Consider the following 21,069-nt stretch of genomic DNA (forward strand, 5'->3'; position numbering starts at 1 on the left):
GGTCGGCACAGAGCCAGTAAAGTGCAGTTGAATACCTTGCTGATCCGGTAGCAAGAAAGACATCAGGGTGCCGACGAAGAAGCCGGAAAGATCCGCCAACAGCTCCTCAAGCTCATTATTCACCTGATATAACTGCCCTGCAGTGATCCCCTGTTGCGGCATTTTTGCTTCAATCTGTATGCTTAACTGACAGCCGCCGGCATTGGCTGGGGTCACCACCACCATGGCTTTGTGGGTATCTAGCTCTTTATCAAAGGGCAGGAACAGCTGACCTTGGTCGTCGTAAGTTAAAGGGTAACTTTGCTTTTCCGTTAAGATTTCCCCAGCTGCGATCTCACAGGGCTTGGCATCGGCATAGGTTTTTAAATAAAAACCAACCTGTGCATATTGGTACTCGCCCTCGTTCACGACTTCCATGCGGTCATAAAAGCCGTCATACGACATGACCACAGGCTCAGCAGCCGCGCTAAACGACAAGATTAATAACGGAGATACCCAGGAAGTCAGTTTATTCATCAAAATACGCCTCATTATGGTCTATCATTGCGTGCAGCTCTTCAATATAGGCTTCACCGCGCTCGGAGTAAGACATTAATCCATAGGCCAGATCTTTGGCAGTCAGTGGCTGTTGTGCCTGGCGCAACTCGGCGCGAATATCGCGCAGCTCACGATAAGCATTATGGGTGTTAATGTTATAGAAATAGGCATCGACCGCTTCTTGTACCGACTGATACACGGCCACCTCATGTTTGGCCCCCTGATTGCGGCGTTTAGGCACCAGGCCACAACCCTCGCTAAAGCACCATTGGCCAAAAAAGTTCAAACCGATACGAGCAAAGCGCGAGGTACCCCAGGCCGACTCATTGGCCGCCTGCATCATCACCAGCTCTTTGGGGATAACATCAACGCGACGCAGCGCCTGTTGCAATGACAGCTCGCTTATCTCTTCATCCACAAGACCATATTCGGCAAAAATATCCTCTACCTTTTGCTCTTGAGTGGCGGATAAGGCCTGCTGATACTGAATCATCATCAGGGCGATTTCTAAAGTCGCGCGCTGATCCCGCACTCGGCTGTTGGCTTTTTCCACCGGGCCACGAATAAAGTCAAAAAACAGGGATTTTTTTTCTTTAATATCGTTAACTTGTGCAAAGTCAGGCAGTTTAACATTGTGCCTTGGCTTTTCCACCACTGGCTTTTTAACAGCTTGCTCTGGCGTTGACTCAGTAACTTGCCCACTCTGCTCCTGCGGCCCCCAGATAAAGGGGTACACCAAGGCGGTAATGGAGATGATAGTAAATAGAATGAGTCCCAGTTTTTTGATCATGACACCTCTAGTATTCATATGTCTGGATAAACAAACGGCGCATTATATCCTAACAGAAGCAAATACGAAATAATCACTACTTTGCCACTAACATCATACAAGACAAGGAGTTATTTATTGTTTACACTCAGTACATAATACTCAGGGTTACGAGCACTGCATGGCCGATATTTGGCAACAAAGACGCACAGGTGAAGATAAGCATCGCCCCAACGATAACCGCTCTTCGTGGCAGGTCGACCGCTCGCGTATTATTCATGCCGCCGCGTTTCGTCGCCTGCAGGCAAAAACGCAAATCATGGGCATTGGCCTGAACGACTTTCACCGCACTCGCCTCACCCACTCTTTAGAGGTAGCGCAAATAGGCAGTGGCTTGCTGCGCCATCTGAGTCGACAACATCCAGATATCACCTGTCTGCCCGATGATTCCTTGCTGGAAACCTTGTGTTTAGCCCATGATATAGGCCATCCACCCTTCGGCCACGGCGGTGAAATTGCTCTAAATTACATGATGCGTGAACACGGTGGCTTTGAGGGCAATGCTCAGACTTTACGCATTGTCGCCAAGCTTGAACCCTACACCCAGGGCTTTGGTATGAACCTGACCCGCCGCACCCTGTTGGGTTTTATAAAATACCCGGCACTGCTCGATACCCTGTGGCATAGCAAGCCATCCGAGCCGGCGCAGCAGCGTTATATTAAGGCCAATGAATGGCGCCCGGCCAAGGGCCTGTATAGTGATGACAGTGACTTGGTAGACTGGATCTTCGCTCCCTTAAGCGCCGCGGACAGGGCCTTATTTCAAAGTCACCAGCCCCAGGATAGCTTTCGCGCCAAAACCCTGTATAAGTCGGTGGATGCATCTCTGATGGAGCTGGCCGATGATATCGCCTACGCGGTACATGACCTCGAAGATGCCATTGCCACTGAGCAGATCACCATTCACGACTGGCAGTCCCACGCCGAGCCTATGTTGGCTGAGCTCGACTGTCCCTGGCTTGAAGGTGCCAATATGGCGCAGCGATTATTCTTCCAGTGTGAGGCGCAGCGCAAGGACCTTATAGGCGAGCTGGTGAACCTCTTTATCACACAAGCTAAATTGGTACCCACCGACGGCGACTTTAGCTGCGCTATGCTTGGCTATCAGGTGGTCTTGCCGCCAAGTTATCAGGTGCTACTGGATTGCTTAAAAACCTTTATTTATAAGCGCCTTATTCGTGCCCCACACATGCAGCAGATAGAATTTAATGGCCAGAAACTGATCATCGAATTATTCGAGGCCTTTGCCAGCGATCCGCTGCGTTTATTGCCGGAAACCACAGCCGTCGCCTATCGTCAGGCGGAAAAAACCGGCACCAGCACCTACAGAGTCTTGTGTGACTACCTCAGTGGCATGACCGACGAATATGCCTATAAAACCCACCAACGTTTATTTAGCAGCAGTTCGTATTAACCCTCCCTTTTCTGACGTTTTTGCCACTGCGGTCAGTTGTACCCTCGCCATATTGGCCTATTATTATTGATGTAATTGCTTGCATTTATTCGCCTTATACCAATTATGTTGAGTATGTGATCAAAGATAGCGTTGGCTAAATGATGTGATAACAAGGCGGAATTTTTCTTATGTAGTTTTGCTACAAAGATAAATTCCAACGCCGTTAGCATGATATTGAGCCCGCTAGAATGATTAGCTATTTAAGTGAATTGGTATTAATCGGATACCCCTATAAAGGAAATCGGATGCCATTTATAGCCCTGGTTATTGTCATTTTCGCCTTGGTGCTTACACCTAGCGTCGGCGCCGGGCAGCAAGCACCTTTATATCTGGAAGAACGCCAAGCCATTGTTAAAGATATAGATAAATACGACTGGATCCGCCTGAGCTCAGGCGAATGGCTAAAAGGTGAATTTAAAGCCATGTACGACAAACAAATTGAGTTTGACAGCGACATACTCGACACCCTGTTTATCGACCGTGAAGACGTCGACATGGTGATTTCCGGGCGAGCCCATAGCGTGCGCTTTAACGACGGCCATGTCAGCGAAGGCGCCTTGTTGATCGGCCCAAGTTATGTACAGGTAGGCGCAGCTAAGCTGGCCTATTTACCCAAAGATCTGGTGTCTATCGCCGCCAGCGCCAAGGACGCCGGTGGCGCCTGGTATGCCAAGGTGGGTGTCGGCGCTAATTTAAGTCGGGGCAACACAGAGCAAAGTGAGCTCTCCGCCACCGTTGATATCAAACGGCGCACCGCCACCAATCGGTTGCTGATCAACGCCCTGGCGGCACGCACCAGCAACGATGAAGAGGTCACTGAAAACAATGTCCGTGCTAGCGGCACCTTTGACTGGTTTTATACCAAGTCCCTGTATTTTCGCCCGGTGTTTTTCGAATACTATCGCGACCCATTTCAGAATATCGACCATAAATACACGCTCGGCGCCGGTATAGGTTATTACGTCATTGATAATCAGCGCTGGGAATGGGATATAGGCATGGGTCCTGCCTATCAAAGAACGCAATTTGCCAATGTCGGTATTGACGCTCCCAGCAGCAACTCAACGACCTCAGTTTATTTTTCGTCAAATATGGATTACGAGCTGACCTCGGACATAGATTTAACCTTTGACTATCGTTTTACCCTTGCCGAGCAAGCGGCCGGTGGCAATGCCCAGCATGCCCTGATGGGTGCCTCAATAGATATCACCAGTGATATTGATTTCGACATATCACTGCTTTGGGATCATCTGCAATCTCCTATCGCCAATGCCGATGGCACAGTGCCGAAAAAGGATGACTATAAGATGATCGTAACTTTTGCCGTCGAGTTATAGGAGTGGACATGGCTCCCTTAAATCCTGCACAACGAACCCAGCTCTCACCGCAAAGTCGCGCCGCTGGAAAAGCCTCCACCAAAGTCGGTGGCAAAGCCTTAGGCCTTGCCCTGACGGCACTCTTGCTAACACCGGCGGTACAAGGTGCCACCGTTGAAGAGCGCTTGGCCGCGCTAGAGCGTCGTATTGTTGAGTTAGAACAGCAGTTAAAGCGCAAAGATGCCGAAATAGAACAGCAGCTCAAGCTTAAAGACGCTGAAATTGCTGCCATTAAGCGTCCTTTGGCTACGGTCAAAACCCAAACCGAACAACCTCAAAGCAAGCTTAATGGCCGCCTTTATCAGGAGTATGAACGTCCCAGCTACCGTTTTAAAACGCCACCAAAGAGCATCTTTTTAAGCGATTCGGACACCACCTTGCAAATAGGCGGGCAAATTTGGCTCGATGCCATTTATAACGATGGCGACATGGCCAATCGCGGCGCCTTTCAAACCTCGTCCATTCTCTTTGACGAAGATGCCAGCGACGATAAGACCTTGCTCAACGCGGGACAATCCAAGCTCTCCTTTCGCAGTCACACCCCAACCGAGCACGGCGATATGACCACCCGCTTTGAGTTTGATATGTTCGATGGCGACGGTAATGCCGATTTTAACCTCACTCACCTTTGGGGTGAGCTTGGCACTGGGGAGCTGGGCAGACCTTTAGCGGCTTTATGGACATCAATTCCTTTCCCAATATCCTCGATTATTGGGGCCCATCGGCCATGGTCTTTGCCCGTCACCCGCAAATTCGTTATCGCCGCAGCTTAGGCAATGGCAGCTTCTGGGCCTTAGGTATCGAACGTTCAGATGCGGATCTGGCGTTACCGGTTAATATTGATCCTGAGTCCCTGAACTATAGCGAACAAAACGATTGGCCCGATGCCAGCGCCAGTTATACCTATCAATTTGATCAGGGGTATATCAAAACCGCACTGCTATTGCGCTATTTGGGATACAAAACAAACCTGCAAGAAGATAAGGTGTGGGGCTGGGGCATTAATGTCACCGGCACCTATGATGTAAATTACAGTCACAGTCTGAAATTTCAAATCGCCAACGGTAAAGGCATAGGCCGCTACCTAAACGATCCCTGCTGCCATTATTACGCCGATATCACCGGCGGCAGTGATGCAGGACTCGACGGCAATGGCGAGCTCACCGCCATAGGCGCCACGGCGGGTTTTATCTATTTGGATAAACAATGGAACGACAACTACACCTCTTCCATCGGCATCAGTTATGTGGATATAGACAACATCATCACCCAGCATCCCTTGTCGTTCAATAACAGCCTCTACAGTACGGTGAACCTGATTTACAACCCGACCACAATGTCGCGTCTCGGTATTGAGCTGCAATATGGTGAGCTCGAGAATTATCGTGGCGATAAGGGCGACAACTTACGTTTGCAAACCTCTTTTGGTTTTAAATATTAGGAACTTAAGGCGCGATTCACGCCCTATTTGCAGTTTAAGGACGATAAGGACTGATATACATGAAGAAAATACTCTACTCGCTACTATTGATATCGGCCCTCGGCCTGCAAACTCAAGTCGATGCCCGCCCCTATGACACAGCCAAGGTGGAGCAGATACTTGCTCAGGCCCATACCCTGTATAAAGACGAAAAAAGCGGCGCCAATGCGGATTATATTCCCGCTCTTGCCAAGGTCGACAGCGAGCAATTTGCCATTGCCCTGGTTACCACAGACGGCAAGATTTTTACCCAGGGCGACATAGACAGCCACTTTTCTATTCAGTCTATTTCCAAGGTATTTACCCTGGCTTTGGCCATGGAGCAACAAGGACCCGAGGCCATCTTGGATAAAATCGGCGCCAACGCCACCGGCCTGCCCTTTAATTCGGTAACCGCCATTGAGCTTAATCCGGCCAGATCTGTCAATCCCTTGGTGAATGCCGGAGCCATGGCCACGGTCAGCCTGATAGAGGGCGATAGCGCCGCACAAAAATGGCAGGCGATCAGTGCCTGGTATGGACAATTTGCCACCACCAAGCTGGACGTACTTGAGGATGTGTATCGCTCCGAGTCCAGCAGTAATGGCCATAACCTGGCCATTGCCGAGCTGCTTAAATCTTACGGGCGTTTTTACGGCGATGTGGATATCAACCTGGATATTTACACCCGCCAGTGCTCCGTGGGCGTAACCACTAAAGACCTGGCTATTATGGCCTCAGTGTTCGCCAACGGCGGCACCCACCCCATCAGCGGCGCACAATTGATGCGCGCTGATAATGTCGAGCGGGTGCTGGCGGTCATGAGCACGGCTGGCTTGTACGAAACCAGCGGCGAATGGGCCTATACGGTCGGCTTACCGGCGAAAAGTGGGGTCGGCGGCGGCATTATTGCCATTATGCCGGGTAAGTTCGCCATCGCCGCCTTTTCACCGCGCCTCGATGCGGCCGGTAACAGCGTCAGAGCGCAAAAGGCCATTGATTATATTGCCGATAAAGCCAAGGCCAATATCTTTAGTCACCTCGACTAACCATAGTGATTGATTCACGGCACGGGGCGTTAAAAAGCGCCCTGTGCCTGGCTCTGGCGATTCCTTCTAAGAACGCAAAATGCTACACTGACGCCCTACTTATAATAACTTTCATCATTTATCGCCAATGAAAATAATCTCTTTCAATATTAATGGCTTACGCGCTCGCCTTCATCAACTTCAAGCACTTATCGACAAGCATCAACCGGATGTGATCGGCTTACAGGAAATCAAGGTGCATGATGAAATGTTCCCCGTCGCTGACGTCGAGGCCATGGGTTATCACGTGTATTTCCATGGTCAAAAAGCCCATTACGGCGTCGCCATGCTGACCAAACAGCCGGCAAAAATGGTGAAAAAGGGCTTCTCCACCGACACCGAAGAGCACCAAAAGCGCATGATAGCGGTGACAGTGGAAAATGCTCAGGGGGAAGATGTCACCGTGCTTAATGGTTATTTCCCCCAGGGCGATAACATCAACCATGAGACCAAGTTCCCTTATAAGCGTCAGTTTTACAGCGATCTGATGGCCGAGCTAAACACTCAATACAGCCCAGACAGCAAGTTAGTGGTGATGGGTGATATTAATATTTCGCCAATCGATCTGGATATCGGCATCGGTGAGGCCAACAAAAAGCGCTGGCTAAAAACCGGTAAATGCTCCTTTCAGCCGGAAGAAAGACAATGGCTGGCCACCCTCACAAATTGGGGTCTGGTGGATACCTTTAGACAACTGCACCCGGATACTGACGACAAATATTCCTGGTTCGACTACCGCTCCAAGGGCTTTGATGACAACCGCGGCCTGCGTATCGACGTTATTCTGGCCACTCCTGCCTTGGCGCAATCCCTGGCGGAAAGCGGCATAGACTATGAACTGCGCGGCATCGAAAAACCTTCGGATCACGCCCCTGTCTGGAGTACCTTCGAGGGCTAATTGCCATGCTCGTAAGCTTTATTGCCTTCTTACTTATACTGTTTTTCACCCTGGATAAAGCCAGTGTGAGCGGTCTGTGGCAACGTCCGGCAAGACAAACCGGTCTGTTTGCCTGTGCCCTGGTGTTGGCACTGCTGTGGCGCATTAAGGCGGGGATAGTCCCGGGCCTGGATATACATATTCTCGGCATTACCGCGGTGACCTTGATCTTAGGTTGGCGTTTAGCCAGCCTGGCGGCTGTACTTGCCACCGCCTTGCTTACGAGCTTTTCAACCATACCTTGGGAAAACGCTGTGGTGTTTGCTATCACCACTGCACTTATTCCCATTTACTTTAGCTATGGCGTTTTTGTGCTGGTTTATAACCTGCTGCCACGTCATTTATTTATCTATATCTTCATCTGTAGTTTTCTCTGTGCGGCGTTGGCCAATTGCCTGAAGATCTTTGTCGGTGCGCTCTATTACTGGGCTATCGGCACCTATGAATGGTCTATGCTGATGGATAACTATGTGATTTTAAGTGCGCTTATCTGGTTCCCCGAAGCCATGCTCAGCGGCATGGCCATGACCCTGCTGGTGATCTACCGCCCGCACTGGGTGCGCACCTTTTATGATAAGGAATACCTTGCACCATGAGTGCTTATTGCTGCCCCTTATGCCAACAGCCCTTAACCCGTCAGGGTAACAGCCTAAGCTGTGACACCGGCCACCAATTCGATTACGCCAAAGAAGGCTATATCAATTTATTACCGGTGCAATATAAGAAATCAAAACAACCCGGCGATAACCAGGACATGGTGCAAGCCAGACGCCGTTTTCTATCCGCCGGCCATTATCAGTTTCTGCGCCAGGCGTTAGCCGGACGTGTCGCTGCTTTACACCAAAGCGAGACGGGGGTGATAGACATGGGCTGCGGTGAAGGCTATTACACCCATGAGCTGGCAAACCAGCTAGAGCACCGGGGACAGGTGTACGGCATAGATATTGCCAAACCCGCTGTACGCTATGGCGCCAAACGCTATAACAACTGTGAATTTGCGGTGGCCTCAAGCAAGCAGATCCCCCTTAATACAGGCTCTGCATCCGTGGTTACCAGTGTATTTGCCCCCATCTTTGCCGAAGAAAGCGCCCGCTTATTGACGCCACAGGGATATCTGGTGGTGGCTTCGCCCGGCCCCAAGCATTTGGCCGAGCTAAAAGAGATTATCTATAATGAAATGCGCGAGCATCAACAGCTAGACACGCCCACAGGCTTTACTCGCAGCGCCGAGCAACTACTGAGCCGTACCCTCACCCTCACAGGTGAACAGGCAAGAGATTTGGCCTTGATGACCCCCTTTGCCTGGAAGTTCAGTGTCGAGCAGTTGGCACAGCTTGCAGCAAGAGCAGAATTTAAGGTGCAAGCCGAGTTTTACCTCAGCGAATTTCAGAAGATATCCTGACGAAAGGCCTTGTCCATTTTATCGAACATATCCTTAAGCAGCAGGGCCAGTTCGCGATATCGCGGCTTGGCCTTGGCCGGGGCACCACGATAGCCCTGGGCCACCATTTTCGTATACAGCTCTTTATACCAATGCGCATAAGCAGGTGGCAGCGGCGAGGAAGCTCGCTTGGCAAGCCACAGCAGACCTTGCACCGGCAGGGAGAGAATTAATAAGGCGCAGGCCAGCGCCGGCCCCAGATAATGCTGACCCAGTAATTGTAATTGCACCACCAGGCTTGTGAGCGCCAGCAACGGCATCACCTTAATGGCAAACAAGGTGGCACTGATAATCCGATTTTCCACAAACATGGGCGCCAATTCACGGCGCAGCGGCCAGAGTTTGGCGTAGCTATGCCCTTGCTGAATTTGTGTCATCATACTGTTTTGCATTTACGCCCCTTACAACTATCGCTTAGTAGCAATAATAAGGTAAAATAGTCGGTCCCACTGCAATAATACCTTAGTCTAAATGTAGCCTTTGGTCATAGTTATTATGACCAGGTTAAAAGCTATTACTTTAGGTAAACGTGGGGTTTAATTTCTGATTTTCAACCACGGGTCTACCAAATGTCTGTACAACACGTCCTAGTTTTAAATTGCGGCAGCTCAAGTCTAAAATTCGCAGTTATCGACGCCAGCAGCGGCGATGAACTGTTAAGTGGCTTAGCCGAGCGCCTTCATAACGACGACGCCTCCTTAAAGTATAAATTCGCCGGCAACAAAGAGCAAAACGCTTTACCCGCCGGTGCCGATCACAAAATCGCCATCGACACCCTAGTCACGCTGATCCACCAATATGATCTAGCTAAAGATTTAATCGCCGTTGGCCACCGTGTAGTGCACGGTGGTGAGCAGTTTACCGGCTCCCAGTTGATCACCCCGGACGTGCTTGACGCCATTACCCAGACCGCCCAATTAGCGCCACTGCATAACCCTGCCAACCTGACCGGTATTCAGGCAGCGCAAGCTGCATTTCCTGAACTGGTGCAGGTGGCCGTGTTTGATACCGCTTTCCACCAAAGCATGCCAAAACACGCGTTTTTATATGCGCTCCCTTATTCTTTATATAAAGAACACGGTGTACGCCGTTACGGCTTCCATGGCACCAGCCATCATTATGTTTCCACCCAGGCTGTTGAGGCGCTCGGGTTAGCTGCGGACAATCATCGCTTGATCACCGCCCACCTGGGCAACGGTTGCTCTGTGTGCGCCATTAAAAATGGTGCCAGCGTCGATACCAGCATGGGCCTGACTCCGCTTGAAGGCGTGGTTATGGGTACTCGCAGCGGCGATATCGACCCGGGTTTATTCGACTTCCTTACCAGTCAGCTTGGGTACTCGGTCGCCGAGGTCAACACCATGTTGAATCAGCAAAGCGGCTTGCTAGGCATTAGCGAACTGTCCAATGACTGTCGCACCATAGAAGAAGCCTATTTAGAGGGGCACGAGCAGGCGACTTTGGCGCTGGATATCTTCTGCTATCGTCTGGCCAAGCAAATTGCCGCTTACCTGGTACCCTTAAACGGTTTGGATGCCCTCATCTTTACCGGCGGCATAGGTGAAAACTCAGATATTATTCGTGCCAAGGTACTTGCGCATCTGAGCTTCCTCGGCTGGCAAATTGACGAGCAACGCAACCTCGCCGCCCGTTTTGGCAAAAGTGGCGTGATCACCAGCGTTAACAGCCCAATGACCGCCATGGTGGTACCGACCAATGAAGAATGGATGATCTGTCAGGACGCTGCGCGTCTGGCTAAAGGAGCCTAAATCATGTCTAGACGTATTATGCTGATCCCTGTGTCCACCGGTGTGGGACTGACCTCAGTCTCAGTGGGTTTGGTACGGGCACTGGAGCAAAAAGCCCTGAAGGTCAACTTCTTCAAACCCATAGCCCAACCGCGCCGCGGTGAGTGTGGCCCGGAGAAATCCACCGCCATAGTTAAAATTGGTTCTAGTATTAATCCGCCCGAGCCTATTTCCCTCGCCTATGCAGAAAAAATGATCGGCGATGGCCATGGTAACACCTTGCTCGAAGAAATCGTTGAGCGCTTTGAAAGTGGTATAAATGACGATGAAATCACCATTATCGAAGGCATGGTACCAACCCGTAACCAGCCCTATGCCGGGCGTGTTAACCGTGAAATTGCACAGACTCTGGGCGCCGATATCGTTTTTGTGCTGACCCCGAGCAACGACACGGTGGAAGAGCTTGAAGACAAGTTGGAAATCGCCGCCGGCAACTATGGGGGCATTGCCCACCCACGAGTCTTGGGCTGTATTTTTAACAAGGTTAATGCCCCGCTTGATGAGCAAGGCCGTGCCCGGGCCGACCTGGTGGAGCAGTTCAATCCGGATTTACTGGACAACGAAGTGAACCGCCTAGCGTCTATGCCGCTATTTCGCAAGCATCCGTTCCAACTCCTTGGCACCATCCCCTGGGATTTTGAGCTAGTAGCGCCTCGTGTTATTGACCTGGCCAACTACCTGGATGCCCGCATTATCCACCAGGGCGATCTGCTGCACCGTCGTCTGCGCCGAGTAACCTTCTGTGCGCGCACCGTGTCTAACCTGCTCAACCATATCACTCCCGGTGTGCTGCTGGTGACACCGGGCGATCGCTCCGATGTGTTAGTCGCTGGCTGCCTGTCGGCCATGAACGGTACCAAGATAGGCGCCATCTTACTGACCGGTGGAATTAACCCAGAGCCGCGCATTATGGAGCTCTGCCACCAGGCCATGGAGCAAACCGGATTGCCTATTCTTGCTACTGAGCACGATACCTGGCGCACTTCCTTGCTGCTGCACAACTTCAACTTAGAAGTCCCCTGCGATGATGAGCAGCGAGTCGATAAGGTAAAGTCACACCAGGCCACCTTTATCGACTCCGACTGGCTTGATAGCCTGGCGCAGCAATCGCAAAAAACCCGTAAGCTGTCGCCTCCGGCATTTCGTTATTTGTTAACAGACAAGGCCCGTCGCGCCGATAAAACCATAGTGCTGCCAGAGGGCGAAGAGCCGCGCACCATAAAAGCGGCGGCGATTTGTGGCGAGCGTGGCATTGCCAATACCGTGTTACTAGGCGACCCAGCGGAGATCACCCGCATAGCCGAACAACAAGGGGTTGAGCTAAATGAGCGCATGCATCTTGTCGACCCAGATCAGATCCGTCGCGACTATGTGGCGCCCATGGTGGAGCTGCGTAAGAGCAAGGGTCTGACCGAAGTGGTAGCCGAAGAAATGCTAAAGGACAATGTGGTGCTGGGCACCATGATGTTAGCCCAAGGCCAGGTAGATGGATTGGTATCAGGCGCTGTTAACACCACGGCCAATACCATTCGCCCGCCACTGCAGTTGATCAAAACCGCGCCGGGCTCGTCCCTGGTTTCATCTGTCTTCTTTATGTTGCTGCCGGATCAGGTGCTGGTATATGGCGACTGCGCTATTAACCCAGACCCAACCGCCGCCCAATTGGCGGACATTGCCATTCAATCCGCCGACTCTGCCAGCGCCTTTGGTATTGAGCCTCGGGTGGCGATGATCAGCTACAGTACAGGCAGCTCAGGCGCCGGTGCCGATGTTGAAAAGGTACGCGAAGCCACTGAGCTGGCCAAGCAAAAGCGCCCTGATCTGATCATCGACGGGCCGCTGCAATACGATGCCGCGATCATGGAGAATGTGGCCCGTAAAAAGGCGCCGAACAGTCCGGTCGCCGGTCAGGCAACCGTGTTTATCTTCCCTGATTTGAACACGGGCAACACCACCTATAAGGCGGTACAGCGTAGCGCCGATTTAGTCAGCATAGGGCCTATGCTGCAGGGCATGCGTAAACCGGTCAACGATCTTAGCCGCGGTGCCTTGGTGGATGATATTGTCTACACCATAGCCCTGACCGCAATTCAGGCGGATCAGGCCGAAGCCTAATTGCTCGCTTATGTTAGCCACATAATCACAAGGGTGCACCTTCGGGGGCACCCTGTTTATTTCGTTATTAGCAACAACCAACCGGGTGTTGATCAATAAACAACCAAAAAAGATAATTTAAACAATTTCAAATAGATACAACTTACCGACCACCCTACCCCCAAACTTATCCACAGCAATTGTGAGCAACTTGCATTGGATTAAATTGCCCTTATTGGGTATAACTTGTACTTAACCCAAGGGGAACGGTATGGCCAAACAAACGCTTCAATTACTCCCACATGAATTTACCATTCACAGCTTCGACAGCTCCGCTGCCATCCCGAGTATTATTTTTCAAAGCGAGGTCTACTTTGTTGGTAAAACCGCCGAAGAGCTGTCCATCGTCTGTATCAGTGATATCGCCCTTGATAGCCTGGAGCAGGAGCCTGGTTGGGTGGCACTTGAGGTTCTGGGGCCACTGGGCTTTTCCCTTACCGGCATCTTATCAAATATCTCCGGGGTTCTGGCACGGGCGAATATCTCCATCTTTGCCATTTCCACCTTTGATACGGATTACATCCTGGTTAAAGGCATAGAGGCTAAAAACGCCGTGAACTCGTTAAAAAAAGAAGGTTATAACGTACGTTCATAAAACATAGGCGCTGCGAAGAAATTGCTTATTTCGACCTGCGGCAGTTTAAATCTGCGCCCTTGGCCGCTATCATGATCATTAATCTCGCGCCGTCGCCGCTGATTTGCTCTTGCTATCAACAGGTTGCGGCCAATGAATCCTTACTCTTTATCGGCAACTAAAGCTACAGACAGATTATGACCACTATTATGTACGGTATCAGCAACTGCGATACCATTAAAAAAGCAAAAAAACATTTAGAAAATAATAATGTAGATTACCAATTCCATGACTACCGCAAACAGGGGCTGGATTTAGCGCTACTTACTGAACTTGAAGCCCTGTTCGGCTGGGAAGCCATGGTTAATAAACGCGGCACCACATACCGCCAGCTCAGCGACGAGCAAAAGCAGCGGCTGAATAAGGAACTGGCCATGACCTTGATGCTGGAATCACCTGCCTTAATCAAACGCCCAATTCTGCGCACCGACGAGCATCATTTAATTGGCTTTAAAGCGGCGGAATACGACGCCATTTTTGCATAGGAAAGACTATGAGCGCAGTCATTGACTTGGCTAAAGACTTGATCCGCCGTCCTTCGGTAACCCCTAAAGACGAAGGCTGTCAGCATGTTATCGCCGAGCGTCTGGCAAAAATAGGCTTTACCAATGAGCCTATGTTTTTCATCGATACCCTTAACACCTGGTCGCGCAAGGGTCAGGGCAAGCCCAATGTGTGCTTTGCCGGCCATACCGATGTAGTGCCCGTGGGCGATGAAAAAAAATGGCGCTTTGAGCCATTTGCCGCCACCGAGCATGAGGGCTATTTGCATGGTCGCGGCGCCGCCGACATGAAGGGTTCCCTTGCCGCCATGGTAGTGGCGACCGAGCGTTTTGTTGCCAAGCATCCCGAACATAAGGGATCAATTTCCTTTTTGATCACCTCGGATGAAGAAGGCCCCTTTATCAACGGCACCACAAGGGTGATTGACACCCTGGAAGCGCGCAACGAGAAAATCGATATGTGCATTGTCGGCGAGCCCTCCTCCACCGACAAGCTCGGCGATGTAGTTAAAAATGGCCGCCGAGGCTCACTCACCGCGTATTTGACCGTTAAGGGCAAACAAGGTCATGTCGCCTATCCTCATTTGGCCGATAACCCGGTGCACCAGGCCAGCGGCTTTTTACAGGCCCTGTGTCAGGAAAAATGGGATGAGGGCAACGAATTTTTCCCTGCCACCAGCATGCAAATTTCCAATATCAATGCCGGTACGGGCGCGGGGAATGTGATCCCTGGCGAGCTGGAGGTGCAATTTAACTTTCGCTATAGCACAGAATTGACCGCCGAGCAGATTAAATCGCGCGTAGTGGCCCTGCTAGGTGAGCATAAGGTTAATTACGACCTCGATTGGACGCACAACGGCCAACCCTTTATCACCGAGCCCGGCGAGTTAACCGCAGCGGTACAAGGTGCCATTGAAGAGCAAATGGGCTATCAGGCCGAGCTGCAAACCAGTGGCGGCACCTCAGATGGCCGCTTTATTGCTCCCACAGGTGCTAAAGTGATTGAACTAGGCCCGCGTAACGCCACCATTCATCAGGTCGATGAATGTGTCAGTAGTGATGACCTGGAAAAACTGGCGCTGATCTACGAAGGGATCCTAAGGCGGCTGCTCACATGAGGCTCGCCTTGTGCGCCACCGGGCGCAGTGAAGAACACTTGTGTGACTGGCAAGGCCATAGCCTCAACCGGGAGGCACTGGCAGACTTCCAGCGCCTGCAACAAGGCGCTCAAGCCGATGGCATTGACTTGCGTATCGCCTCGGCGTTTCGCTCCTTTTCCCGCCAGGCGATGATTTGGAATAACAAGTATCAAGGTGTACGACCTGTTTTTGATGCCCAGCAGCAAGTGGTTGACCTGACTAGCCTGTCACCATTGGATCGCCTGCATGCCATTATGCTTTACTCGGCGCTGCCGGGTGCCAGCCGCCATCACTTCGGCAGTGATTTCGATGTCTGGGACCCAAGTGTGGTAGCCGAGGATTATCAATTGCAGCTAAGCCCGGATGAGTATGCCGACACCGGCCCCTTTGCCAACCTTAACCTCTGGCTAAGGGAGCACCTGCAGGAGTTTGGCTTTTATCGCCCCTATCTAAAATACCAGGGCGGTGTTGCCGCCGAGCCCTGGCATATCAGCCATATAGCCAGTGCCGAGACATTACAAAACTGGCAAAATCCGAGCACCATAGCCGATGCCCTGATTGAATCTGAGGTGGTAGGGAAAGAAGTGATTATTGCTCACCTTGATGAGCTCTATGAACGCTACGTACTTACACTCTGCGACCCAGAATAAAGACTTCATAAAAAGCAAAAAGCAGCGCCAGTGCGCTGCTTTTCTTAAATTCGAACTTACTACTCTTGTTTATAACGCTCAAAGAAACGACCTAAGCGCTGCATCGCCGGTTCCAACTCATCCTTATGAGGCAGAAATACAACACGGAAGTGATCCGGCTCCGGCCAGTTAAAACCGCGGCCATGCACCAAGAGGATTTTTTCCTGTCTCAGCAGATCAAGCACCATGGTTTCATCATTGGTGATATTAAAGCGCTTGGTATCCACCTTGGCAAAAGCATAAAGCGCGCCCTGTGGCTTCACACAACTAACTCCCTGAATATCGTTCAATCCCTTCCAGGCAATATTGCGCTGCTCGTATAAACGACCGCCGGGTTCGATTAGCGCATCGATGGACTGCACCCCACCCAAAGCCTGTTGCACCGCGTATTGGGCCGGCACATTGGCACATAAACGCATGGAGGCCAGCATGTCTAAGCCCTGAATCAGATCGCTCATGCGCTGCGTGGGTCCGCTCAATACCATCCAGCCGATGCGCAGGCCAGCGGCGCGATAGGTTTTCGCCAAGCCGTTAAAGGTGATCACAGGTACATCGTCGCACAAGGAGGCGATGGAACTATGACTGGTGCCGTCATAAAGAATCTTTTCGTAAATCTCATCGCTCAATAACAGTAAATTATGTTCGCGAGCCAAAGTGATTAACTCAAGCAAGAGGTCGTTGCTGTACACAGCACCGGTTGGGTTATTCGGGTTAATAAGCACCAGGGCCTTGGTTCTGGAGGTGATTTTGCTGCGAATATCCTCGATATCCGGGAACCAGTCCTGCTGCTCGTCACAGCGATAATGCACCGCCTTACCGCCGGCCAGGGTGACACAAGCGCTCCACAGGGGATAATCCGGCGCCGGGATGAGGATTTCATCGTCATTATTCACCAGTGCCTGGGTGACCATTTGGATAAGCTCACTGACACCATTGCCGATAAAAATATTGTCTATGCTGAGGTTATGCAAACCGCGCTGTTGATAGTGCTGATAAACCGCCACTCGCGCCGAATACAGACCCTTGGAGTCGCAATAGCCCTGCGCCGAGCTGAGGTTGCGGATAATATCTTTAAGCATGTCTTCGGGCATATCAAAGCCAAACGCCGCAGGATTACCGATGTTAAGCTTAAGTACCTTTTGCCCTTCATCTTCCATGGCCTTGGCTGCAGCCAACACGGGTCCACGAATATCGTAGCAAACCCCATGTAACTTCTGACTTTTTAATATTTCTGACATGCCTTCCCCCTTATGATTATTACCGTTAGATTATCGGCACAAGAGGGAAATAGCTATATGCGAAATGCCCTTATCTATGAATTAATTTCAATTTGTTGTTGCCACTGTTTGATCAGCACAATACTTTGCTCTATGACACTGGGAAGCGCATCGATTTGCGCCTGTAATGCTTGATGGTCACCCTGGCTCAAACCAAGCTCTATGATGCGCGCCGTATCCGCCAAGGTGACGGCGCCAAATTGGGCGGCGTTGGATTTTAAACTATGGATATTGCGAATGGCATCGCTTTGCTCACTGCCCAGCGCTTCTTGAAAGGCACTATGTAAGCGGCTGAATTCACTGAAACAAAATACTAAGATCTCATCGAAATGCTCGCCGAGTAAATCATGCATCGCCATCAAGGCCGATTCATCAATTTTTATATCCATACTGCCTTTTCCTTTGGTCTTCAGTGTCCAGCCCGAGGATAGCAAATGCGCAACTTGGAGCAAATAGCTAAAACCAGTACAATAACGCCATATATCAGTAAAACCCTCTGTCACTATGGCTCGCCTTCTTTGCTCTCACTGTCATTACCCACCCAGCAGCTGTGTTTGCCCCTTTGTCACCAAGGTAAACAACCGCATTAAGCTTTGGGTTTTACAACATCCTCATGAACAAAAGCAGGCCAAAAGCACCACCCCCTTGTTGCAACTGGGTTTGACCAATATGCAGCTGTGTGTGGGCGAGCACCCTGAGGATTTTTCCGAAGTGCGCGCCATTGCAGATAAAGCCTGTGCGCTCTTATACCCCACTGACACAGCGGAGCCGGTGGAGCAATGCACCGCCCCCATTGAGCATATTATTGTCCTCGATGGCACCTGGAGTAAGGTGCATAGGTTATGGCAACAAAACCCCTGGCTGCATAAGCTGAAGGCGCTGAGTTTTGCCCAGGTTCCTGCCAATCGCTACCATATTCGCAAGGCCAACCGTGAGCAAAGCCTGTCAACGCTAGAGGCCAGCGCCTATTGTTTGGCGCAATTAGAAGGGCTCGACACTCACCCCTTGCTGCACTTGCTTGATGGTTTTGTCACCATGCAAACCAAGCAGATGCCCGCCGCCGTAAAGCAGCGTTATCAAAAATGACCTCGTCGCTTATGGACCACAAGTACCGCCGTGGTCCGGATTATCGCTTTGGCGTGGATGTGGATTTCAGTGAAGTGCGCACCACCTTTGGCCTGCGAGCCATCAGTGTGGGCCGCTGGGTCAATAACGAAGAGCGCCAAAGAGCGGCGAACCTGGTTTATGATGCCTTAGCGGATCTCACCCAAATACTGGCCGTTCCCCCGCAAGTCATTGGCCTGCGTCAAACCTTAACCCTGGCCTTTGCTCAGGGCGGCCGCCTTGGGGTCCAAGCCCACTACCAAAGCAGCACCCGCACCCTGGCCTTGGCGAAAAACGCCGGCAGTGGCGCCTTTGCCCATGAATGGTGGCATGCGTTTGATCATTACATCAGTCGTTTTTTATTTACCGGGCCAACATCCCAGCGTGCGTTTGCCAGCAAACTCTGGCTGACCCGGGATGACTATAATCCACACCGGCTTAATCAACCCCTGTTACAGCTCTTAGAGCACATCCTGTTAAACGAGCAGAGCACAGATAGCTCCGCCTATTTAAAGCGCTGTGCTCTACTTGATGCCAGTGCCGGTCAATATTACCTGGCCATGCCAGAAGAGCTGAGCGCTCGCGCATTTGAGCACTATGTGCAAAATGCCGAGATAAAAAACCAGTATTTGGTCAGTGGTACCAAGCAGGGGGAGCTGGCAAAGCTGGGCGCTTACCCTAATGAGGAGGAGGCGGCAAAGCTGGCGCCGTGTTTTCGGGAATATTTTGCGCTTTTAGGGCAATCGCTCGGATAAAAATAAACCGCCCCGAAGATCAGGGCGGTATACATACTAAAGGTAAAGACCTAAGCTTTAGGCTGACTTATTGCTGGCCTTCATCGCCAATGCGACTTGCCAGGGCACTGTTTTGCCCCTTGTATTTGGCATCGGCGCGAGCGTTATAGGGCTTTTCCGCCGGGCTTGAAAGGGTTTCAAAGCTCAGCGCACCGATTTTCATATTCGGGCGCAGCGCCAGTGGCAGCTTGCCGGAATTATAGAACTCAAGCACGATATTGCCGCTCCAGCCCGGATCGATGCGGTGCGCGGTCACATGCACCATCAAACCCAAACGGGCCAATGACGAGCGACCGTCGAGCCAGCCGACGATATCCGCCGGCAAGGTCACAGATTCATAGGTAATGGCCAAGGCCAGCTCGCCCGGGTGCAGGAAAAACGCATCGCCCTCTTTGATGACGATTTCATCGCTCATAATGGACTCCATCGCCGCGTTAAGCTGCTCTTTAGGGCCGCTTAAGTCTACATACGGCGCGCAGTGATCCTGAAACACGCGAAATTTATTACCCAAACGCAAATCGACGCTAACGCCTGAGATCATCTGCTCGTCGGGCTGCGGGGTGATCACGATGCGCTGATCGTTTAGGTATTCTTTTATATGGGTATCTGATAAACGCATGGTTAGTCGTCCGTTATAATAATGTCTACGCCCTGCTGAGCGCCTTGTTGATAATAAAGCTGACTGGCGCATAGGCGCGCCGCCGCGGCAAAATAGGCCGCCATATCCTGATAGTCGTCGCTCAGGTCACCGCCTTGTTCGGAGCACTGACGAATTTCCATCGCCAGCGGTAATTGCGCCAAAATAGGCACACCATAGCGCTGGGATAGCTGTAGCGCACCGTCGGCGCCGAAAATATGGCTCGACTCGCCACAATGGGGACATTGGAATTGACTCATGTTTTCCATCAAACCAATAATGGGCACGTTCACCTTATTGAACATGGCCACCCCTTTTTGCGCGTCGGCCAGGGCTAAATCTTGGGGTGTGGTGATGATCACCGCTCCCGATGCCGGTACCTTTTGCGACATGGTCAGCTGAATATCGCCGGTACCCGGTGGCATATCGACAATCAGATAATCCAGCTCGCCCCACTGGGTCTCATTCAACAGTTGTACCAGGGCCTGGGATGCCATGGGCCCGCGCCATACGGTGGCATCGTCCGGGTCTACTAAAAAGCCGATAGACTGGGCTTTAAGACCATGGGCTTCCATGGGCAGCAGGGTTTTCTCGTCTTTGGCCTGAGGTTTCTGACCTTGCAGACCCAGCAATAAGGGAATAGAAGGACCATAAATATCGGCGTCAAGGATGCCGACTCGGGCACCTTCATGGCGCAGTGCCATGGCCAAATTGACGGCACAGGTTGATTTACCCACACCACCTTTGCCGGAGGCCACCATAATAATGTGTTTAATGTTGGCAAAACGCGGTTTTTCCGCCAACTGCACTTCAATTTCCACCTGTATCTGGCGGCTCAATTGCTTGCTTAGAAAAGCACCGAGTTCCGGCGCTTCCTGGGCACAGGCGAAGGGCATAACAAGCCTGCATAAACCTTGCTCACTGCTGGCCTGTACCGCGGTCTCTGGCACCCCTACGGGAAAGGCGGCGCTACGATAGCGACCCAGATGTTGCCTATATTCTTCCTGCCATTGTGAACCCCGGCGTTTTGAAAACAAAGAGGGTTTTTTACCTGAGCCTAATCCAAACATAGTAACTGCATAAATAATTAAAGAAGCGTAATGAAATGTGCCGCCAAATTATGTAACATTCAGGGCATTAACACCAGTCTATTCACCCTAGGCAACGAAACTTCATCGCGCTACAGCGCCTTGAGTCGATGATCTGG

General features: G+C 51.2%; 23 protein-coding genes. 16 read left to right on the forward strand and 7 right to left on the reverse strand.

What is annotated here, in order from left to right; all coding sequences use genetic code 11:
• Both C2M34_RS15395 and C2M34_RS15400 read right to left on the reverse strand, forming a co-directional pair.
• Nucleotides 1-516 (reverse strand): DUF2987 domain-containing protein (locus C2M34_RS15395; RefSeq protein ID WP_199878811.1); only part of this gene is annotated, 516 nt, incomplete at its 3' end.
• Nucleotides 509-1,327 carry a glucosaminidase domain-containing protein gene (locus tag C2M34_RS15400; protein WP_105259258.1) on the reverse strand — a complete coding sequence of 273 codons (819 nt, stop codon included), beginning with the start codon at nt 1,325-1,327 and terminating at the stop codon, nt 509-511. The genes C2M34_RS15400 and C2M34_RS15395, both read right to left, overlap by 8 nt.
• A gap of 160 nt (nt 1,328-1,487) precedes the next feature.
• Between C2M34_RS15400 and C2M34_RS15405 the strand changes: the two genes are divergently transcribed.
• The 8 genes from C2M34_RS15405 (at nt 1,488) to rlmA (ending at nt 9,084) form a co-directional block, all read left to right on the forward strand.
• Nucleotides 1,488-2,780 carry an anti-phage deoxyguanosine triphosphatase gene (locus C2M34_RS15405; protein WP_105259259.1) on the forward strand — a complete coding sequence of 431 codons (1,293 nt, stop codon included), beginning with the start codon at nt 1,488-1,490 and terminating at the stop codon, nt 2,778-2,780.
• Nucleotides 2,781-3,067: 287 nt separating this feature from the next.
• Nucleotides 3,068-4,159 (forward strand): DUF481 domain-containing protein, encoded by a 1,092-nt coding sequence (locus C2M34_RS15410; RefSeq protein WP_158681466.1) that lies wholly within the window; start codon nt 3,068-3,070, stop codon nt 4,157-4,159.
• An 8-nt stretch (nt 4,160-4,167) separates the two neighbouring features.
• Complete coding sequence (locus C2M34_RS15415; RefSeq protein ID WP_105259261.1) at nt 4,168-4,971, forward strand: hypothetical protein; 804 nt, start codon at nt 4,168-4,170, stop codon at nt 4,969-4,971.
• Nucleotides 4,875-5,639, forward strand: coding sequence for a hypothetical protein (locus C2M34_RS15420; RefSeq protein ID WP_158681468.1), 765 nt, complete (start codon nt 4,875-4,877; stop codon nt 5,637-5,639). Before C2M34_RS15415 ends, C2M34_RS15420 begins: the two co-directional genes overlap by 97 nt.
• Before the next feature lie 59 nt (nt 5,640-5,698).
• Nucleotides 5,699-6,706, forward strand: a complete 1,008-nt coding sequence (gene glsA / locus C2M34_RS15425) for a glutaminase A (RefSeq protein WP_105259263.1) — start codon at nt 5,699-5,701, stop codon at nt 6,704-6,706.
• A 127-nt stretch (nt 6,707-6,833) separates the two neighbouring features.
• Complete coding sequence (gene xthA / locus C2M34_RS15430; RefSeq protein ID WP_105259264.1) at nt 6,834-7,643, forward strand: exodeoxyribonuclease III; 810 nt, start codon at nt 6,834-6,836, stop codon at nt 7,641-7,643.
• Between the two features lie 5 nt (nt 7,644-7,648).
• Nucleotides 7,649-8,278 (forward strand): energy-coupling factor ABC transporter permease, encoded by a 630-nt coding sequence (locus tag C2M34_RS15435; RefSeq protein WP_105259265.1) that lies wholly within the window; start codon nt 7,649-7,651, stop codon nt 8,276-8,278.
• Complete coding sequence (rlmA, locus tag C2M34_RS15440) at nt 8,275-9,084, forward strand: 23S rRNA (guanine(745)-N(1))-methyltransferase (protein WP_105259266.1); 810 nt, start codon at nt 8,275-8,277, stop codon at nt 9,082-9,084. Before C2M34_RS15435 ends, rlmA begins: the two co-directional genes overlap by 4 nt.
• Here the strand turns inward: rlmA and yfbV are convergent.
• Nucleotides 9,069-9,515, reverse strand: coding sequence for a terminus macrodomain insulation protein YfbV (yfbV, locus tag C2M34_RS15445; RefSeq protein WP_105199811.1), 447 nt, complete (start codon nt 9,513-9,515; stop codon nt 9,069-9,071). The genes rlmA and yfbV overlap by 16 nt on opposite strands.
• A gap of 177 nt (nt 9,516-9,692) precedes the next feature.
• Between yfbV and C2M34_RS15450 the strand changes: the two genes are divergently transcribed.
• The 6 genes from C2M34_RS15450 to C2M34_RS15475 all read left to right on the forward strand — a co-directional run bounded on the left by C2M34_RS15450 (nt 9,693) and on the right by C2M34_RS15475 (nt 16,011).
• Nucleotides 9,693-10,892 carry an acetate kinase gene (locus tag C2M34_RS15450; RefSeq protein WP_105259267.1) on the forward strand — a complete coding sequence of 400 codons (1,200 nt, stop codon included), beginning with the start codon at nt 9,693-9,695 and terminating at the stop codon, nt 10,890-10,892.
• Nucleotides 10,893-10,895: 3 nt separating this feature from the next.
• A complete protein-coding gene (gene pta, locus C2M34_RS15455) occupies nt 10,896-13,046 on the forward strand; it encodes a phosphate acetyltransferase (RefSeq protein WP_105259268.1) in 2,151 nt (716 codons plus the stop codon).
• A 250-nt stretch (nt 13,047-13,296) separates the two neighbouring features.
• Nucleotides 13,297-13,680, forward strand: a complete 384-nt coding sequence (locus C2M34_RS15460) for an ACT domain-containing protein (RefSeq protein WP_105199808.1) — start codon at nt 13,297-13,299, stop codon at nt 13,678-13,680.
• A gap of 176 nt (nt 13,681-13,856) precedes the next feature.
• A complete protein-coding gene (locus tag C2M34_RS15465; RefSeq protein ID WP_105199807.1) occupies nt 13,857-14,204 on the forward strand; it encodes an ArsC family reductase in 348 nt (115 codons plus the stop codon).
• Between the two features lie 8 nt (nt 14,205-14,212).
• A complete protein-coding gene (gene dapE, locus C2M34_RS15470; protein WP_105199806.1) occupies nt 14,213-15,340 on the forward strand; it encodes a succinyl-diaminopimelate desuccinylase in 1,128 nt (375 codons plus the stop codon).
• On the forward strand, nt 15,337-16,011 hold the full coding sequence (locus C2M34_RS15475) for a M15 family metallopeptidase (protein WP_105199805.1): 675 nt from the start codon (nt 15,337-15,339) through the stop codon (nt 16,009-16,011). Before dapE ends, C2M34_RS15475 begins: the two co-directional genes overlap by 4 nt.
• 59 nt (nt 16,012-16,070) lie before the next feature.
• Here the strand turns inward: C2M34_RS15475 and C2M34_RS15480 are convergent, their stop codons facing one another.
• Both C2M34_RS15480 and C2M34_RS15485 read right to left on the reverse strand, forming a co-directional pair.
• Complete coding sequence (locus C2M34_RS15480) at nt 16,071-17,288, reverse strand: pyridoxal phosphate-dependent aminotransferase (RefSeq protein WP_105199804.1); 1,218 nt, start codon at nt 17,286-17,288, stop codon at nt 16,071-16,073.
• A gap of 74 nt (nt 17,289-17,362) precedes the next feature.
• Entirely contained in the window at nt 17,363-17,716 is a 354-nt protein-coding gene (locus tag C2M34_RS15485; protein WP_105199803.1) for an Hpt domain-containing protein, read from the reverse strand.
• 115 nt (nt 17,717-17,831) lie between these two features.
• On the opposite strand from C2M34_RS15485, the gene C2M34_RS15490 reads away from it, so the two are divergent.
• A complete protein-coding gene (locus C2M34_RS15490) occupies nt 17,832-18,413 on the forward strand; it encodes a tRNA-uridine aminocarboxypropyltransferase (protein ID WP_105199802.1) in 582 nt (193 codons plus the stop codon).
• Entirely contained in the window at nt 18,410-19,186 is a 777-nt protein-coding gene (locus tag C2M34_RS15495) for a CLCA_X family protein (protein ID WP_105259269.1), read from the forward strand. The genes C2M34_RS15490 and C2M34_RS15495 overlap by 4 nt, the downstream gene beginning before the upstream one ends.
• A gap of 67 nt (nt 19,187-19,253) precedes the next feature.
• Here the strand turns inward: C2M34_RS15495 and dcd are convergent, their stop codons facing one another.
• Together dcd and apbC are read right to left on the reverse strand one after the other, a co-directional pair.
• Complete coding sequence (gene dcd / locus C2M34_RS15500; RefSeq protein ID WP_105199800.1) at nt 19,254-19,844, reverse strand: dCTP deaminase; 591 nt, start codon at nt 19,842-19,844, stop codon at nt 19,254-19,256.
• A gap of 2 nt (nt 19,845-19,846) precedes the next feature.
• Nucleotides 19,847-20,932, reverse strand: a complete 1,086-nt coding sequence (gene apbC, locus C2M34_RS15505) for an iron-sulfur cluster carrier protein ApbC (protein ID WP_105199799.1) — start codon at nt 20,930-20,932, stop codon at nt 19,847-19,849.
• Nucleotides 20,933-21,069 lie beyond the last annotated feature (137 nt).

The sequence above is a fragment of the Pseudoalteromonas sp. T1lg88 genome (assembly GCF_002964765.1).
GTDB lineage: Bacteria > Pseudomonadota > Gammaproteobacteria > Enterobacterales > Alteromonadaceae > Pseudoalteromonas.

Excerpts from the sequence above, each read along its gene's own strand:
- C2M34_RS15485 (WP_105199803.1), bottom strand. The coding sequence starts at position 17,716 with ATGGATATAAAAATTGATGAATCGGCCTTGATGGCGATGCATGATTTA.
- C2M34_RS15405 (WP_105259259.1), top strand. The coding sequence starts at position 1,488 with ATGGCCGATATTTGGCAACAAAGACGCACAGGTGAAGATAAGCATCGC.
- C2M34_RS15420 (WP_158681468.1), top strand. The coding sequence starts at position 4,875 with ATGGACATCAATTCCTTTCCCAATATCCTCGATTATTGGGGCCCATCG.
- glsA (WP_105259263.1), top strand. The coding sequence starts at position 5,699 with ATGAAGAAAATACTCTACTCGCTACTATTGATATCGGCCCTCGGCCTG.
- dapE (WP_105199806.1), top strand. The coding sequence starts at position 14,213 with ATGAGCGCAGTCATTGACTTGGCTAAAGACTTGATCCGCCGTCCTTCG.
- pta (WP_105259268.1), top strand. The coding sequence starts at position 10,896 with ATGTCTAGACGTATTATGCTGATCCCTGTGTCCACCGGTGTGGGACTG.
- C2M34_RS15410 (WP_158681466.1), top strand. The coding sequence starts at position 3,068 with ATGCCATTTATAGCCCTGGTTATTGTCATTTTCGCCTTGGTGCTTACA.
- C2M34_RS15400 (WP_105259258.1), bottom strand. The coding sequence starts at position 1,327 with ATGATCAAAAAACTGGGACTCATTCTATTTACTATCATCTCCATTACC.
- C2M34_RS15465 (WP_105199807.1), top strand. The coding sequence starts at position 13,857 with ATGACCACTATTATGTACGGTATCAGCAACTGCGATACCATTAAAAAA.
- C2M34_RS15480 (WP_105199804.1), bottom strand. The coding sequence starts at position 17,288 with ATGTCAGAAATATTAAAAAGTCAGAAGTTACATGGGGTTTGCTACGAT.
- C2M34_RS15460 (WP_105199808.1), top strand. The coding sequence starts at position 13,297 with ATGGCCAAACAAACGCTTCAATTACTCCCACATGAATTTACCATTCAC.
- C2M34_RS15450 (WP_105259267.1), top strand. The coding sequence starts at position 9,693 with ATGTCTGTACAACACGTCCTAGTTTTAAATTGCGGCAGCTCAAGTCTA.
- xthA (WP_105259264.1), top strand. The coding sequence starts at position 6,834 with ATGAAAATAATCTCTTTCAATATTAATGGCTTACGCGCTCGCCTTCAT.
- dcd (WP_105199800.1), bottom strand. The coding sequence starts at position 19,844 with ATGCGTTTATCAGATACCCATATAAAAGAATACCTAAACGATCAGCGC.
- apbC (WP_105199799.1), bottom strand. The coding sequence starts at position 20,932 with ATGTTTGGATTAGGCTCAGGTAAAAAACCCTCTTTGTTTTCAAAACGC.
- C2M34_RS15435 (WP_105259265.1), top strand. The coding sequence starts at position 7,649 with ATGCTCGTAAGCTTTATTGCCTTCTTACTTATACTGTTTTTCACCCTG.
- rlmA (WP_105259266.1), top strand. The coding sequence starts at position 8,275 with ATGAGTGCTTATTGCTGCCCCTTATGCCAACAGCCCTTAACCCGTCAG.
- C2M34_RS15495 (WP_105259269.1), top strand. The coding sequence starts at position 18,410 with ATGACCTCGTCGCTTATGGACCACAAGTACCGCCGTGGTCCGGATTAT.
- C2M34_RS15415 (WP_105259261.1), top strand. The coding sequence starts at position 4,168 with ATGGCTCCCTTAAATCCTGCACAACGAACCCAGCTCTCACCGCAAAGT.
- C2M34_RS15490 (WP_105199802.1), top strand. The coding sequence starts at position 17,832 with ATGGCTCGCCTTCTTTGCTCTCACTGTCATTACCCACCCAGCAGCTGT.
- C2M34_RS15475 (WP_105199805.1), top strand. The coding sequence starts at position 15,337 with ATGAGGCTCGCCTTGTGCGCCACCGGGCGCAGTGAAGAACACTTGTGT.
- yfbV (WP_105199811.1), bottom strand. The coding sequence starts at position 9,515 with ATGCAAAACAGTATGATGACACAAATTCAGCAAGGGCATAGCTACGCC.